General features: G+C 51.6%; 13 protein-coding genes. 1 reads left to right on the forward strand and 12 read right to left on the reverse strand.

Annotation, left to right across the window (positions count from 1 at the left end; genetic code table 11):
* Positions 1-391: 391 nt before the first annotated feature.
* Positions 392-1,966, forward strand: coding sequence for a sodium:solute symporter family transporter (locus ABID13_RS01040; RefSeq protein ID WP_007863727.1), 1,575 nt, complete (start codon positions 392-394; stop codon positions 1,964-1,966).
* A gap of 108 nt (positions 1,967-2,074) precedes the next feature.
* Here the strand turns inward: ABID13_RS01040 and ABID13_RS01045 are convergent, their stop codons facing one another.
* The 12 genes from ABID13_RS01045 to ABID13_RS01100 all read right to left on the reverse strand — a co-directional run bounded on the left by ABID13_RS01045 (position 2,075) and on the right by ABID13_RS01100 (position 15,939).
* Positions 2,075-2,335: a hypothetical protein gene (locus ABID13_RS01045; RefSeq protein ID WP_007863725.1), complete on the reverse strand. Its 261-nt coding sequence runs from the start codon at positions 2,333-2,335 to the stop codon at positions 2,075-2,077.
* A 210-nt stretch (positions 2,336-2,545) separates the two neighbouring features.
* Positions 2,546-3,334: an RnfABCDGE type electron transport complex subunit B gene (locus ABID13_RS01050; protein WP_007863723.1), complete on the reverse strand. Its 789-nt coding sequence runs from the start codon at positions 3,332-3,334 to the stop codon at positions 2,546-2,548.
* A gap of 16 nt (positions 3,335-3,350) precedes the next feature.
* Positions 3,351-3,926, reverse strand: a complete 576-nt coding sequence (rsxA, locus tag ABID13_RS01055) for an electron transport complex subunit RsxA (RefSeq protein ID WP_007863721.1) — start codon at positions 3,924-3,926, stop codon at positions 3,351-3,353.
* 12 nt (positions 3,927-3,938) lie between these two features.
* Positions 3,939-4,730 (reverse strand): electron transport complex subunit RsxE, encoded by a 792-nt coding sequence (gene rsxE, locus ABID13_RS01060; protein ID WP_007863720.1) that lies wholly within the window; start codon positions 4,728-4,730, stop codon positions 3,939-3,941.
* Between the two features lie 11 nt (positions 4,731-4,741).
* Positions 4,742-5,356 carry an RnfABCDGE type electron transport complex subunit G gene (locus ABID13_RS01065; RefSeq protein ID WP_007863719.1) on the reverse strand — a complete coding sequence of 205 codons (615 nt, stop codon included), beginning with the start codon at positions 5,354-5,356 and terminating at the stop codon, positions 4,742-4,744.
* A 2-nt stretch (positions 5,357-5,358) separates the two neighbouring features.
* Entirely contained in the window at positions 5,359-6,294 is a 936-nt protein-coding gene (locus tag ABID13_RS01070; protein ID WP_048930616.1) for an RnfABCDGE type electron transport complex subunit D, read from the reverse strand.
* Positions 6,295-6,309: 15 nt separating this feature from the next.
* Complete coding sequence (rsxC, locus tag ABID13_RS01075; protein WP_007863717.1) at positions 6,310-7,635, reverse strand: electron transport complex subunit RsxC; 1,326 nt, start codon at positions 7,633-7,635, stop codon at positions 6,310-6,312.
* A 197-nt stretch (positions 7,636-7,832) separates the two neighbouring features.
* Positions 7,833-9,713 carry an ABC transporter ATP-binding protein gene (locus ABID13_RS01080; RefSeq protein WP_007863716.1) on the reverse strand — a complete coding sequence of 627 codons (1,881 nt, stop codon included), beginning with the start codon at positions 9,711-9,713 and terminating at the stop codon, positions 7,833-7,835.
* Positions 9,710-11,458, reverse strand: coding sequence for an ABC transporter ATP-binding protein (locus ABID13_RS01085; RefSeq protein ID WP_007863715.1), 1,749 nt, complete (start codon positions 11,456-11,458; stop codon positions 9,710-9,712). Before ABID13_RS01085 ends, ABID13_RS01080 begins: the two co-directional genes overlap by 4 nt.
* Positions 11,459-11,935, reverse strand: coding sequence for a MarR family winged helix-turn-helix transcriptional regulator (locus ABID13_RS01090; protein WP_007863713.1), 477 nt, complete (start codon positions 11,933-11,935; stop codon positions 11,459-11,461).
* Between the two features lie 222 nt (positions 11,936-12,157).
* Positions 12,158-12,784 (reverse strand): flavodoxin family protein, encoded by a 627-nt coding sequence (locus ABID13_RS01095; protein WP_007863711.1) that lies wholly within the window; start codon positions 12,782-12,784, stop codon positions 12,158-12,160.
* Positions 12,781-15,939 carry a DEAD/DEAH box helicase gene (locus ABID13_RS01100; protein WP_048930615.1) on the reverse strand — a complete coding sequence of 1,053 codons (3,159 nt, stop codon included), beginning with the start codon at positions 15,937-15,939 and terminating at the stop codon, positions 12,781-12,783. Before ABID13_RS01100 ends, ABID13_RS01095 begins: the two co-directional genes overlap by 4 nt.

The following is a 15,939-nucleotide window of genomic DNA, read 5'->3' on the forward strand; positions in this document are numbered from 1 at the left end:
ATATGGTATAGTTTTTCCGTAACTCTTACTCCTAAATTGTTAAATTTTACCTCAATCATTTTACATTTATGTTACATTATTATTAAATTTTATTCATGCCTTTTGATTTCCTTTTTTTGTAATTTATTTTATGTAAAGTATTTTTTACTTAAATCAACTATTATTTACATCTGTTCTCAATTGGCACGCTTAACGTTTTTTGTCGATATTTGGCGTTCATTCCCCACTTTCATCAAAAAACGGCCTCTTCCATATATTTCATCTTACTTTCCTATGTGCAATTCAACCAAAGAATCCAAAACGCATAAATATCCTTTGACTTTCCGCCTCTGCTCTGATACATTAAAGTTCAGAAGTTTTAATTATTAAAGTATTCATGGAGGGTTTAACAATGACAATTAAACTGTTGATGCTGGTCATCTTTTTTTCCATCATGATCGGAGTGGGCTTCTATTCCAGACGCCATGCCACCAACGTCAATGATTTCGTCCTGGGCGGCAGAGGTGTAGGCCCCTGGCTCACTGCATTTGCCTACGGCACTTCTTACTTTTCCGCGGTTGTATTCATAGGCTATGCCGGGCAGTTCGGCTGGAAATACGGCCTTGCATCCACGTGGATCGGAATCGGCAATGCCCTGATCGGAAGCCTTTTGGCCTGGGTCATCCTTGGCAGGCGTACCAGGGTTATGAGCAAGCATTTGTCTTCCGCCACCATGCCGGAATTTTTCGGAAGCCGTTTTGACAGCAAGGGGCTTAAGATCGTGGCATCGGTGATTATTTTCATTTTCCTGATCCCCTATACGGCATCTGTTTATAACGGGCTGTCAAGGCTCTTTGGGATGGCATTTGACATTCCCTACAGTGTCTGTGTGCTGGGTATGGCCCTCCTCACCGCCGTATATGTAATTCTGGGCGGTTATATGGCAACTGCCATCAATGATTTTATCCAGGGCATCATTATGCTGGCCGGGATCATTGCCGTTATCTTAAGTGTGCTGAGCGGACAGGGCGGTTTCACTGCCGCGGTAGGCAAATTGGCTCAGATTCCCAGCGAGGTCCCCCTAACCATGGGGCAGCCCGGCGCGTACGCCTCCTTTTTCGGACCGGACCCCATCAACCTTCTGGGAGTGGTTATCCTAACCTCTCTGGGCACCTGGGGACTTCCCCAGATGATCCACAAATTTTATACCATACGCAGCGAGAAGGCCATTGCCACTGGAACTGTGATCTCCACTATATTTGCCATTGTCATCTCAGGGGGCAGCTACTTTCTGGGCGGCTTTGGACGTCTCTTTGACAGCCCTGCCATCTATAACGGAAATGGAACCGTGGCCTTTGATACCATCATCCCGGCCATGCTCTCCGGTCTGCCGGATGTATTGATCGGGATCGTGGTCATGCTGGTGCTGTCCGCTTCCATGTCCACCCTGTCCTCCCTGGTGCTGACCTCCAGCTCCACCCTTACCCTGGACTTTATCAAGGGAAACCTGGTAAAGAACATGAAGGATAAGACCCAGCTGTTCCTGATGCAGTCCCTGATCGTGGTGTTCATTCTCATCAGCGTTGTGCTGGCCCTGGATCCCCCTGATTTTATCGCACAGCTTATGGGGATCTCCTGGGGCGCCCTGGCTGGCGCTTTCCTGGCTCCCTTCCTCTATGGGCTTTACTGGAAAGGGGTCACCACTGCCGCTGTATGGGCAAGTTTTATCACCGGGGTGGGCATCACCGTATCCAACATGTTCCTCCACTATATTGCCTCCCCCATCAATGCAGGGGCTGTGGCCATGGTGGCCGGACTTGTGGTTGTCCCCGTAGTATCCGTCCTTTCACCCAAGCTTTCCGCCGATCATCTGGAACATGTATTTTCCTGTTACAACGACCTGGTGGAATCCACCAGCAAAAAGGTATTGCCCGATGACCAGTCCTTTGACTCGCCTGCATTCAAAAAGCGGAAAAAAAGCCACTAAGGTACACCGGTATATAAACGTATCAGGCCCGGATAAGACAGCTGCCTTATCCGGGCCTGATGCATATTATATGATTATTTTCCTTCTGTTTTTCTCCTGCTTCAGACCTCAGTTCTTTCGCAGCAGATACATGGCCTTATCCCTGTCTTTGCTGCGGACAAACACCTCATACTCATACTGCAGGCTGCTGTCCTGTCCCAGGCTTCCCGTCCGGCCCCTGAGCGTCCCTGAGCCGGTCCACTGTCCCATCTGATTCTTCACCTTATAAGTATAGCCGATCTGCTCCTGTGCCAGCGTCTGGCGCACTCTGGCAAACTCCTTCATATCCCTTCCAATGTATACGCTTGCCCTGTTAAATATGGTGATCATATTCATCCCTCCGTCAAAAGTAAACTCCTGTTATTCTGCTTTCATTTTATCACGGCGCCCCATGGAAATGTTCACTTTTCTTTTAAACTTCATTTACAATTTCCAGTGGGGACACAAAAAAAAGGCTACCTCCCCCGCAGCACTCTGCCGCAAAAGGAAACAGCCTTCCCTGATATTCACAGGATTTTCTTTCTCATGCCTTACACAATCCTACAGGATCACCTTGACCGGACACTTCTCTGCACACTTGCCGCAGTTGGTGCATTTCTCATAATCGATCACTGCCAGGTTATTCTCCATATGGATGGCGTCAAACTCGCACTGTTTTGTACAAAGGGTACAGCCGATACATCCTGATTCGCAGACTGCCTTTACGTCCTTGCCCTTGGCATGGGAACTGCACTGTACCAGATGCTCTGATTTATAAGGAACCAGCTCGATCAAGTTGTTGGGACAGGAGGATACGCACTTGCCGCAGGCAACACATTTCTCCTTGTCAACCACTGCAACACCGTCCACCACATGGATGGCGTCAAAGGCACATGCCTTCACACAGGAGCCGTAGCCCATACATCCGTATGTACATGCCTTTTCGCCTGCTCCAGGCACCACAGATACCTTCTTGCAGTCATCCACGCCGTAATAGTTATACTGAACCTTTGTCTTGTCACATGTACCCTTACATTTGACAAAGGCCACCTTTTTCTCAGCAGTTCCTCCGGCAACGCCCATGATGGCTCCGATCTTCTCTGCTGCCGAAGCACCGCCCACCGGACATGCGCCCACATCTGCCTGACCTGCCGCAATGGCTTTGGCCAGTGCATCACATCCTGCGTAACCACAGCCGCCGCAGTTGTTGCCGGGCAGTTCGTTGCGGACCAGGATTTCTTTCTCATCTACTTCTACCTTAAACTTCTCACTGGCAACTCCCAGGAAGATACCGATCAGGATACCAAGGATACCTACCACTGCTGCCGCTATAATAATACCTGTTACCATTTTCCTTCTCCTCCTTCTAAATTAATCCGGAAAATCCGAAAAATGCGATTGCCATAAGACCTGAGGTAATCAGGACAATAGGTGACCCCTGGAATGAATATGGTACGTCATTATGCTCAATCTTCTCGCGGACACCAGCTAACATGACAATAGCAATGGTAAAACCAACGGAGATACCCACACCGTTTACAACGCTCTGTACAAAGTTATAGGACTTCTGCACATTAGTAAGAGCCACGCCCAGAACCGCACAGTTGGTGGTGATCAGAGGCAGGTATACGCCCAGCGCCTCATACAGGGACGGCATGGATTTCTTTAAAAACATCTCCACAAACTGAACCAGTGCTGCAATTACCAGGATAAAGACAATGGTCTGGAGATATTCCAGGTGCAGGTTTACAAGGATACCTGTATACACCAGGCTGGTCACAGCGGATGCAATGGTAATAACGAAAATAACTGCTGCACCCATACCGGCTGAGGTTTCCACCTTTTTTGAAACACCGAGGAATGGACAAAGTCCTAAAAACTGGCTCAAAACAACGTTATTAACCAGAGCGGAACCAATGGCAATTAATAATAATTCTTTCATCTATCCACCCTCCTAATTTTCTTTTTTGGAAGTAGCTGCTTTTAACTCTGCTTCCTTCTTTGCTAACGCTTCCTTCTTTGCCGCCAGTGCCTTTTCCTCCGCCTGGCGCTTCCTGGTCTCAAGCACTTCGTGGTTGGACATACAGGAGGAACCGGAACACTCCATACAGTTGCCGCCGCATGCCAGCCTGGATTTTGGAACCGATCCATTGGTGGCAGAAGGCGCTTTGAACTTGTTCTGAAGGGCGGTCAGGATCGCCAGCACAAAGAATGCGCCGGGGGCCAGTACAAAGATGGCAATGTGGTAATCCTCAGGAATGACCACGTTTCCGAATATTGCGCCGGAACCTAAGATCTCACGGACTATGCCGATACAGGTAAGGGCAATGGTAAAGCCCAGGCCCATGCCGATACCGTCAAAGGTGGATACCAGCGGTCCGTTCTTGGATGCATAGGACTCAGCGCGGCCAAGGATGATACAGTTAACCACGATCAGGGGAATGTAGATACCCAGCGCGGAGTAAAGGCTGGGCACATATGCCTGAAGCAGCAGCTGTACAATGGTAACCAATGAAGCCACGATCACAATGTATGCGGGAATACGCACACGGTCCGGAATGATCTTACGAAGGGCTGCAATGATCATGTTGGAAAACAGTAAAACCACGGTTGTGGAAAGTCCCATACCAAGGCCGTTGATAGCTGATGTGGTTACGGCCAGGGTCGGACACATACCAAGCATCAGGACGAAGGTAGGGTTTTCTTTCACAATACCGTTATATAAACGCTCTGAACAGTTATTCATTATCCCACCTCCTATTCGTTCACGCAGTTGTGCAGATAGTATAATGCTGCATTGACCGCGTTGGTTGTTGCGCTTGAGGTAATGGTAGCGCCGCTGATCGCATTGATCTGGGTGTCATCTGCATTACCTGACTTTGTTACACTTAAGGATTGCGCATTCTTGCCTGTAAACTGGTCCTTGAATGCGGGTTCCTTTGCCTTAAGGCCCAGGCCTGGCGTATCGTTGATCTCCAGGAATTCGATCCCTGTGATGGTGCCGTCCTCCTTAAGACCCACAGACAGCTTTACAGCACCGCCGTAGCTGTCATTGGAAAGGGAGGTGATGACATAGCCAAGTTCATTGCCGCTGCCGTCCACTGCCTTTAACACGTTCTCCACTGCCACGCCTCCGAAATCCATACCGGCCAGGTCTGCATTGCAGCCCTCAATGGCGGCCGTAAGGGCATCATCTGACTCAAAGGTCTCAGCCTCGTTAAACACTGCCTTGTATGCCTTGTTGTTGGCGGCAATGGTTGCCTGGGCAATGGGCTCTTTTGTCACCTGGTACACTCCGCCCAGAAGACAGCCTGACACCAGGGTTATAACAAAGAGGATCACCGCGTCTTTCATAAATCCTGCTTTACTCATAATTACTTGCCCTCCTTTCCAAATGCCTTGGGAAGGGTCACCTTTTCAATCAGCGGAACCAGGATATTGCTGATGATGATCGCATAGGACACGCCCTCTGCGGAACCGCCGAAGATACGGAACAGTCCGGTCAGAACGCCCAGGAGGATGCCGAATACAATCTGTCCCTTTGGCGTAATGGGGCTGGTCACATAGTCAGTGGCCATGAAAAATGCACCAAAGATAAGTCCGCCGCCGCACAGGTGGGCCAGGATATAGTTCACATCAAATCCATGACCGCCAAACAGCACTGCGAAAACAACAACCGTAAGTATGTAGGTTCCCGGAATGCGGATGGAGATCACCTTCTTAAACAGCAGATAGGCAGCTCCTACCAGCAGGGCGATCACAGATACCTCGCCGATGGTTCCCGGAATGTTACCAATGAACATGGCAGGGATATCCACCTCACCGCCGCTCTTAAGCACTGCCAGAGGGGTTGCTCCGGAAATACCGTCAAAACCGCTGTAGCTGAAATTGGTCATCTTTCCTGCAAAAGAGATCAGCAGGAAACATCTTGCTGCCAGCGCCGGGTTCATGAAGTTCTGTCCAAGGCCGCCATACAGCTGCTTTACCACAATAATTGCAAAGATACCGCCCAGGGCCGGGATCCATACCGGAATCTCCGGCGGCATGTTCAGCGCCAGGATCATTCCTGTTACAAGGGCGCTGCAGTCGCTTAAGGTGCATGGCTTGTGCATCAGCTTTTCATATACGTACTCGCTGAGCATACAGGCCGCAACCGTTACAATCAATACCAACAATGCATGTAAGCCGAAATGATACACACCAAACGCAGATGCAGGCAACATGGCGATGGCCACATCCAGCATGATGCTGTGGGTGGTCTCATGGCTTCTCACATGCGGGGATGATGATACATTTAATAATTTACTCATTTCCTATGTCCCCTCCTACCCTTTCTTCCTGCGGTTTGCCGCAACCGTCTTGCGCATTTCCTTAAATGCCTGTGTAAGCGGACGCTTGGCCGGACAAATATACGTACAGCTTCCGCACTCCATACACTCCATACCGTTTAATTTTTCAAACGTTTCACAGTCATCGCGCAGGGCTGCCTGCATCATCATCACAGGTATGATATGGCTGGGACATACGCTGACGCATTTACCGCAGCGGATGCATGCTGAAGGCTCCATCTCTGCCACCTGGTCCTTTGTAAAACAGGTCAGTGCGGATGAAGTCTTGCTCACCGGTATATCCAGGCCAAACATTGCCTGTCCCATCATAGGGCCGCCGGAAATGATCTTCTCCGGCTCAGTCTTAAAACCGCCGGCCGCCTCTAACAGCTCCTGATAGTTGGTTCCCAGCTTCACATTAAAGTTCCTGGGATCAGCTACCGCATCGCCGGTCACGGTAATGATCTTGCGCATCAGCGGCGTGCATTTGCACACTGCCATATAAATTGCGATCACGGTATCAATATTATCCACAATACATCCCGCATCGGCAGGCAGCATGGAGGAATTGACCTTTCTTCCTGTGACCGCGTAGATCAGGGAACGCTCACCGCCCTGGGGATACTTTGTCTGCAATGGACATACGGTAATGCGCGGCTCGTCCTTTACCATCTCCGTCAGCTTTTTAATGGCCTCCGGTTTGTTGTTCTCAATGCCGATCACGCCCTTTGCATTGTCAAACAGCTGCAGGATGACCTTTAAGCCTCCTACGATCTTTTCCGGCTCCTCAAGCATCATGCGGTAATCGCTTGTAAGGTAAGGCTCGCACTCAGCGCCGTTTACAAGTATGTACTCAATGGCATTCTCGTCCTTTGGGGTCAGTTTCACATGCGTTGGGAAACCGGCTCCTCCAAGGCCTACGATACCTGCCTCCTTCACAATGCTTCGGATCTCTTCTTTGGAAAGGGCCGAAGGGTCCCTGTCTTCCCCTACTCCTTCAACCGTTTTATATTCCCCATCGTTTTCCACCACAATGGAGGGTACCATTGCTCCGTTCGCCATACGCCTCGGCTCAATGGCTTTCACCGTTCCTGATACAGAAGCAATTACATTGGCTGAAATAAAACCTCCCGCTTCTCCAATCTTCTGGCCTGCCAGTACATGGTCGCCCTTTGCCACAAGCGGTTTCGCAGGTGCACCGATATGCTGTGACATAGGATACACCAGGTCGCCCTTTGGCATCAGAACCTGTACCGGTTTGTTCTCTGACAGCTCTTTTCCCTCATACGGATGGATGCCGCCTATAAAAGTCGCCAAACCCATGGATTCTCTCCCTCTTTCTTTCATAATATTTCCTAGTGCCGCCCGGCGGCACAGTGCAGCCAGCAAAAAACCGGCATACGGGAGAAGCTGCCTGGTCCCCTCCCGAATACACCAGTTTAGTATAGCATAAATATACATTGTATACAATACAGAATTTAATCGTTATTTTTTTAATTTATATGTTAATTTCGTGGCAATTAATCCAGTTCTTTCATACCCGTATACAATTCGTAGTATCTTCCTTTGAGAGCCAGAAGTTCCTCATGATCTCCTCTTTCAATAATCTCCCCCTGTTCCAGGACCATGATGGCATTGGCGTTCCTGACCGTGGAAAGACGGTGGGCTATGACAAACGTGGTGCGGTCCGCCATGAGCCGGTCCATGCCGTGTTCAATGTGTTTCTCAGTCCTGGTATCCACGGAGCTGGTGGCCTCGTCCAGGATCAGCACCGGAGCTTTGGAAATGGCTGCCCTCGCAATATTAAGGAGCTGTCTCTGCCCCTGGCTTAAGTTGGCTCCGTCCCCCTCCAGCATGGTATCATATCCATGGGGAAGGCGCATGATAAAGGAGTGGGCCGAGGCGGTCCTGGCCGCCTGTATCACCTCATCATCCGTTGCGTCCAGCCTTCCGTACCGGATATTTTCCATCACCGTGCCTGTAAACAGATGGGTATCCTGAAGCACCATAGCGATATTCTGTCTCAGGCCGTCCCGGTTCATGCGGCGTATGTCCACCCCGTCAATGGTGATGACGCCTGACTGTATATCGTAGAAGCGGTTCAGAAGATTGGTTATGGTGGTCTTCCCCGCTCCCGTGGACCCCACAAAGGCGATCTTCTGGCCCGGTTTGGCGTACAGGCTTATATCCTTTAATATGGTCTTATCCGGGTCGTATCCGAATGTGACATGGTCCAGGATCACGTGGCCTACCATTGGATGCAGGGTCACCGCATCCTGGTCATCTGCCGGTTCCGGCTCCTCATCCATCACGGCAAAGACACGTTCCGCTCCCGCAAGGGCGGAGAATACATTGCTCACCTGCATGGAAATCTCGTTGATAGGCCTGGAGAACTGACGTGAAAAGTTCAGGAACACGGTAAGGCCTCCCACATCAAATCCCCTGAGCACACACAGCAGGCCGCCGATACAGGCTGTCAGGGAATAATTGATCTGGCTTAAGTTTCCCATGACCGGCCCCATGATGCCCCCGAAAAACTGGGCCCGGATCTGGTTGTTCCTCAGGTCCTGGTTCAGTATTTTAAATTCCTCTTTAGCCGCATCCTCATGGCAGAATACCTTGACCACCTTCTGCCCTGTAACCGTCTCCTCTATATATCCGTTCACAGCTCCCAGGGATGCCTGCTGGGCGGTAAAATACTTCTGGCTCCTTCCTGCCACCGCTCCTCCTGCCTTCATCATAATAGGTATCATAAGCACGGTGACAGCGGTCAGGATCAAATTGGTGTACAGCATCAGGGCCAGGGTTCCTATGATGCTCAGCGCACCGGAGAACAGCTGCACCAGCGTGCTGCTCAGCATCTGCCCTATGGTGTCCACATCATTGGTGAAACGGCTCATAAGGTCGCCGTTGGAATTGGTGTCGTAAAAGCGCACCGGCAGTCTCTGCAAGTTCCCAAACAGTTCATTGCGGATCTTCTGCAGTGCGTTCTGGGCCACGGTCAGCATAACCTTTGCCTGGGCATAGTTGGCGATCACGCCCACTATGAATACCAGCGCCAGCATGACCAGCGCCTTTGCAAGCCCTGCGGCATTCCCCGGGCTTCCGTCAGGCGGTGCGATAAATGTATTGATGATGGGCCTCAACATATAGGAGCCCGCCAGGGTGGCCACGGTATTTACAATGACACAGGCAAAAGCAAGGGTCATCTTGGCCTTGTCCTCATTCAGATAATGCATCAGACGCCTGATGGTCTGCCGGCTGTTCTTTGGCATTCCCTTGCCCACGGCCGCCATCCTGGCTCCTGGCCCGTGGCCCCCCATAGGCCCCTTTGCCGGACCGGAGGAGGGAGTGCGCCCATAGCGCCGTTTCAGGCTTTCGATTTTATGCTGTTGATTCATGATGCGCTCACCTCCTGTGTCTTTTCCCGGTCTCTCTGGGAATAGTAGATCTCCTGGTAAGCTTCGCAGTGTTCCAGCAGGTCCTTATGGCTACCCTGGCCAATGATCCGCCCGTCATCCAACACCAGAATCAGGTCGGATTCCTCCACGGAGCCAATGCGCTGTGCAATGATGATCTTTGTGGTATCCTTAAGGGTGGTCCGGAAACATTCCCTGATCTTAGCCTCTGTGGCCGTGTCCACGGCACTGGTGCTGTCATCCAGTATTAGGATCCTAGGCCGCTTTAACAGCGCCCTTGCAATGCACAGGCGCTGTTTCTGCCCGCCTGAGACATTGACGCCTCCCTGTCCCATATCCGTGTCATATCCATGGGTAAAGGATGTGACAAATCCATCGGCCTGGGCGCTTTGGGCCATGGCCCTGATCTCCTCCCTGGTGGCGTCCTCACTGCCCCAGCGCAGATTCTCCTCAATGGTGCCGGAGAACAGGACATTCTTCTGAAGGACCATGCCCACGCCCTCCCTGAGGTTCCGCAGGGAATACTCCCTTACATCCACGCCGTCCACCAGCACTTGTCCCCTGGTGGCGTCATAGAGGCGGGGTATCATCTGGACCAGGGTGGTCTTTCCGCTGCCCGTGGACCCGATGATCCCAAGGGTCTGACCCGGTTCAACGGTAAAGCTTACATCCTCCAGCACCAGCTCCTTCTCATTGTCCGAATAGCTGAAGTCCACATGTCTGAATTCCACCCGTCCCTCTGCGACCACCAGGTCCTTTCTGGAAGCCTGCTCATCTGTCAGGTCGATCCTGGTGTCCATCACCTCGCTTACACGCTTAACCGATGCCATGGCCCTGGAACTCTGTAAAAAGACCATGGACAGCATCATGAGGGACATGAGGATCTGCACAATATACGTGGTAAAGGCAGTCAGGTCCCCCACCGGCATGTCTCCCGCAATGATGATATTGCCCCCGTACCACACCACTGCCAGGGTTGTGATGTTCATGGCCAGCATCATCACGGGCATGGTGGCGATCACGATCTTCATGGCGCTTAAGCTGCTCTCCTTCAGGTCCTGGTTCATTTCCTTAAATTTGTTATATTCAAAATCCTCCCGCACAAAGGATTTGATCACGCGCACATTGGTCAGGGCTTCCTGGATGCCGGAATTTAACCGGTCCAGTTTCTTCTGCATAACGGTGAACCTTGGAAATGCAGTCCTGAGGATCAGCGCTATGGTCAGTGTAAGGAGGGGGATCACCACCAGGATGACCACGGCCAGCCTTGCATTCATGATAAACGCCATAATCAGGGCGCCCACAAACATTCCGGGGGCCCTGAGCATGAGACGCAGGCCCATCATGACCACGTTCTGTATCTGCTGTATGTCATTGGTCAGCCTGGTGACAAGGGAACCTGTGGAATAGCTGTCTATGTTCTTAAAGGAAAATTCCTGTACCTTTGCAAACAGGTCATCTCTCAGGTCACTTGTAAAGCAGATGGATGCCTTGGCTGAAAAGTAAGCCCCTCCGATCCCTCCCGCGGCCATCACAAAGGTGGTGAGTACCATCACGGCCCCCATGGACAGGATATACGGGAGATTCCTGTCAGCCACGCCGTGGTTGATGATCATTGACATGAGTTTTGGCAGCATGATCTCGCCAAATACTTCTGTCAGCATCAGAAGAGGCCCTATGATAAAAGCGCTGAGATAGGGCCGCATATATTTTTTATACCGCTTCACTTAATTGTCCTCTCTTTCATCTGGTATATGCTGTAAATTCTCATAGATCCGGTCCAGCAGTTCCCCCAGCACCTTCCTGTCATTCTCGGAAAATCCCTCAAACATGGAAAGTTCCATGCGCCGGAAAATGGAAACGCTGTCCTCCACCACCCGTTTTCCCTTTTCAGTGATGCATATCTGGTTACACCGGTTGTCATTCTGGTCCACCAGGCGGCTGATATAGCCTCCTCTTTCCAGCTTCTTAAGGGAAACCGCTATGGTGGCGCCGGATACTCCGTACATTCCGGCCAGCTCCTTCTGGGATACATTGGGATTCCTCGACACGTACATCAGTATCTGATGCTGGCTGCGGTAGACACCGGTTCCCTCCAGCTGGTGTTCCACCATGCTCCGGTGCAGCCTGGTCACCCGTATATACTTTTCAATGAGCCGGTGCTCCGGTGAATCAAAGGGCTCCCTGTATGTTGGTCTTTCCATCTTCCTTCCTCCTCCGTCAGGTGGTTACCTGGCCGATCATCCTCCGATTTGCTATTAGCCGGTTTATCATTAACCGGTTTACTATTAGCTGGTTTACTATTAGCTGGTTTATCATTAGTTAGCTAATTATTTGCATAGTATAACTCTGCGGAGAATAAAAATCAAGGGCCTTTTTCGCAAAAATCCCGGCGCCTTGAAGCAGACGCCGGGATCCCTATGGTTTTACCGTATAAAATTCGTTCTCTTTTTCTCAGTCTCCGGCTGGGGACATGATATCCCCGCCTTTTTACCTGCCTCTATGGACTGGAGCAGCCAGGCCATGTTACGGCCCAGGACACGCATGATCTGCATCCCCTCCTCGTCCTTTTTCACATCCTCCGGGCAGCTTCCGTGCACCATGTTCCAATACTGGGAGGATACCACCGGCATCTGGGAGATCATGAAATATTTATTCAGCTGGTCCAGGGTGGCCGTGGTGCCTGCCCGGCGGGCGGAGGCAACCGCTGCCCCGGGCTTATGCACAGCGTAAGCGCTGCCTGAATAAAAGAACCTGTCTAAGAATGAAGTGATGGCACCGCCCGCGGATGCGTAATGGACCGGCGAGCCCACCACCAGGCCATCGGATCCCTTCAGCTTCTCCACCGCCTCATTGACCTTGTCGTTGTTGTAAATGCATCTGCCCAGCTTAACGCAGGCCCCGCATCCCATGCAGCCGCGTACATCATCCCCGCCCACGTGCAGGATCTCCGTCTCAATCCCGGCTTTGTTCAGCTCTTTGGCCACTTCCGTCAATGCAGTGTAGGTACATCCCTTTTCATGAGGGCTTCCGTTTAACATTAATACTTTCATTCTTCTACCTCCTGGGTCACTATGTTCAGAATATCTTCCCTTGTCAGGCTTCCAAAACTCACCGTTCCCTCTGTGACGATCTGATCAGCCAGGTACTGTTTGGATTCCTGAAGTTTTAAGATGTTCTCTTCTATGGTATTTCTGGTAATCAGTTTATAGACCGTAACCTGTTTTTCCTGGCCGATCCTGTGGGTCCTGTCCGTGGCCTGGTTCTGGGCCGCCACATTCCACCATGGGTCATAGTGGATCACAATGTCGGCCGCTGTCAGGTTAAGCCCCGTGCCGCCAGCCTTCAGGCTGATCAGGAACACGGGCACATCATCCCGCTGGAACTCTCCTACCATGCGGATGCGGTCCTCCTTGGAAGTGGAGCCGGTCAGTTTATGGCACTTGATGTCTTCTTTTAAAAGCCGTGCCTCGACCAGTTCCAGCATGGAGGTGAACTGTGAGAACAAAAGGATCTTATGCTCCCCGGAAACACCTCTGCGTATGAGATCCATACATGTCTCAAGCTTGGCCGATCCGTTTCTGTAGTTCTCATAACACAGCCTGGGATCGCAGCAGATCTGACGCAGGCGCATGAGTTCGGCCAGTATCTGGAGTTTGCCCTCCCCGGCCTGGGCAAATCCCCCTGACTCCAGTTTTTCCTTCAGCTGCACCGCATTGGCAGTGTACAGCTTTTTCTGCTCGTCCTCAAAGTTTGAGTACACTACCTGCTCCAGCTTTTCCGGCAGTTCCTTAAGCACATCCCGCTTTACCCTTCTTAACACGAACGGGCCGATGATGCGTCTGAGCCGCAGCAGGGCATCCTCATCCCCCTCCTTTACAATAGGGGTTTCATACTCTTTCTTAAAATACTGGCTTCCAAAAAGGAATCCCGGCATCAGGTAGTCAAAAATGCTCCAGAGTTCGCTGAGACGGTTCTCCACCGGAGTCCCTGTCAGCGCAAAGCGGGTCTTTACATCAATGGACTTTACCGCCTTGGCACTTTGGGTGGCGGCGTTCTTTATATACTGCGCTTCATCTATGACCTGGTACCTGAACCGTATCTCCTGATAACAGGCCATATCCCGCTTTAAAAGATCGTAGGAAGTGACAAGGACATTGAAGCGGTCCCGGGACCGGATGACCGCCTTAAGCTTCTCCTCCCTTTCAGGCCCGTTTCCCACAATGGAAAGGACCTTAAGCTCCGGCGCGAATTTGCCGATCTCATGCTCCCAGTTATAGACCAGGGAAGCCGGGCACACGATCAGGGAGGGCTGCTGCTCTCCCCCTTCGTATGCGTCCTCCAAAAGGGTGATGATCTGAAGGGTTTTGCCCAGGCCCATGTCATCCGCCAGGATCCCGCCAAAGCCATAGCTGTCCAATGTCTTAAGCCAGCAATATCCAACCCGCTGATACTCCCTAAGGACCCCGCGCTGGGCTTTGGGCACCGGGTAGTCGCTGTCCTCCACGGACTTGATCCCCCTGACCATGGCTTTTAACAGCTGGTCACGGTAATAGGCAACCCCGGGACTTTCCTTTAACAGATGGTCCAGGTACAGGGCCCTGTATGCGGGCAGCCTGAAGGTTCCCTTATGCAGCTCCTTTTTGCTGAGCCCCAGGTCCGCTGCCATCTGGCTGACTGTAAAAAGACCGCCGTCCCCCAGCCTCAGGAACTGGCCGCTTTTAAGCCTGTAGTATTTCTTCTTCTGGCTGTAGGCCGCCAGGATCCTGGACAATTCCTCGCCCTTTAGGTCTCCCATGTCCACGGACAGCTCCAGCCACCCGGAGGACACGCCCACGCCCACACTCACCTTGGGGGAAGGAAGTATCTTCCACTCCCTCAGGCTTTCGGAGATGTAAACCTCCCCCATCAGGCGGAACTCTTCCATACCTGATTCCAGAAGCCGGTAAACCGCATCCTCGTCATCCCTGATCACCAGCTTCATGCCTTCCGGATCCTTATATTTAAAATACTTCTGGATCAGACGGCTGACCCTGCACTCTCCGGGCACGTCCCTGCATATGGTCTTGGGCAGGTTCTCGTCCTCCAGAGGATGGAAGGTATACTCCCCATAAGACAGGCTGGGTTCCAGGAGAAGTTCACCATGTTCCCCGGTGTCAAAACGGAAGGCGGCCCTCAGCGGTTCAGGCTCATAGTCGTTAAAATCCACATCCTCCAGCAGAAGACGGCTGTAAGGGCTTATATTCCTGATCACCCGTTCATAGAAAAGAGGGATATCCTTGTTCCCGATGAGAACGCTCCTCTCCCCTTCCTTCTCAATCTGTTCCAAAAACGGTTCCATGCTGGTGGTAAACGCCTCGCTGCAGCAGTATACCCCATGCCCTGACACCACATAAAGATGACGCTCGCCTTTCAGACATGCGATCATACGGCATGGCCTTTGGTCCCTTCCGTCCGCCACTCCCTGAAACTCCACCTTCAGGCCGTCCCTCCCGTATTTTGATACTTTAAGGGCCATGACCGGGTCCGCGTCCAGCACATCCATCTTCACCTTGATCCCGCCCGGGATCTGTACTTCCAGTTCCTGCCCCATGACCATGGAAAAAAAGCGGTCCCTGTTCATACGGCTCAGGCCGATATCACGGACCGCCTTCTGGTTCTCCGTCACTCCCAGGAGAAGGGACAAAAGGCTTTGGCTCTCCTTTTCAAAGGCGGATTTCTGGTGGTGGAATCCCAAATCCTTTCCATACTCCACGTACGTGCCGTTCTCCACCGCTTCCCTGAAAGCGCTTAAATCCCGAAGGGCATAAAACCGGGTGATGCCGGCCTTAAATTCCAGACGGATATCCCTTGCGCTTATCACAAGAACGGGTACCAGCCTTACGCGGCCCACCTCATCCTCTGCCAGGATCTGCGCCACTTCCCGGTTGGTGTACTCACGGATCATGGTATGCGCCTGGTTGGAGGTGTGGACAGGAGGCTTTGACCCCTCCTCCTTCTGCTGCCTATAATATGCAAAAAGGGCCTCCCCATGGGCACACATGCCCTTATAAGAATTGCCCTTTGCACAGGAGCAAGAGTAATCCTTCACACGGCCACTCCCCAGATATAAAGTTACATTATATGTCTTGCCCTGGTCTTCCACCAGGCCTTTTACACCAGCCTCTCCTTTCCAGAAGCTGCTGGCGTTCATCCTGATAATCTTCAT

The organism is Enterocloster citroniae (assembly GCF_040545455.1).
Lineage (GTDB): Bacteria > Bacillota > Clostridia > Lachnospirales > Lachnospiraceae > Enterocloster > Enterocloster citroniae.

Bases quoted from the DNA above. Each gene is read 5' to 3' on its own strand.
- ABID13_RS01100 (WP_048930615.1), bottom strand. From the start codon at position 15,939: ATGAAGATTATCAGGATGAACGCCAGCAGCTTCTGGAAAGGAGAGGCT.
- rsxC (WP_007863717.1), bottom strand. From the start codon at position 7,635: ATGGGTTTGGCGACTTTTATAGGCGGCATCCATCCGTATGAGGGAAAA.
- ABID13_RS01050 (WP_007863723.1), bottom strand. From the start codon at position 3,334: ATGGTAACAGGTATTATTATAGCGGCAGCAGTGGTAGGTATCCTTGGT.
- ABID13_RS01095 (WP_007863711.1), bottom strand. From the start codon at position 12,784: ATGAAAGTATTAATGTTAAACGGAAGCCCTCATGAAAAGGGATGTACC.
- ABID13_RS01045 (WP_007863725.1), bottom strand. From the start codon at position 2,335: ATGATCACCATATTTAACAGGGCAAGCGTATACATTGGAAGGGATATG.
- rsxE (WP_007863720.1), bottom strand. From the start codon at position 4,730: ATGAATAACTGTTCAGAGCGTTTATATAACGGTATTGTGAAAGAAAAC.
- ABID13_RS01070 (WP_048930616.1), bottom strand. From the start codon at position 6,294: ATGAGTAAATTATTAAATGTATCATCATCCCCGCATGTGAGAAGCCAT.
- ABID13_RS01040 (WP_007863727.1), top strand. From the start codon at position 392: ATGACAATTAAACTGTTGATGCTGGTCATCTTTTTTTCCATCATGATC.
- rsxA (WP_007863721.1), bottom strand. From the start codon at position 3,926: ATGAAAGAATTATTATTAATTGCCATTGGTTCCGCTCTGGTTAATAAC.
- ABID13_RS01080 (WP_007863716.1), bottom strand. From the start codon at position 9,713: ATGAATCAACAGCATAAAATCGAAAGCCTGAAACGGCGCTATGGGCGC.
- ABID13_RS01090 (WP_007863713.1), bottom strand. From the start codon at position 11,935: ATGGAAAGACCAACATACAGGGAGCCCTTTGATTCACCGGAGCACCGG.
- ABID13_RS01065 (WP_007863719.1), bottom strand. From the start codon at position 5,356: ATGAGTAAAGCAGGATTTATGAAAGACGCGGTGATCCTCTTTGTTATA.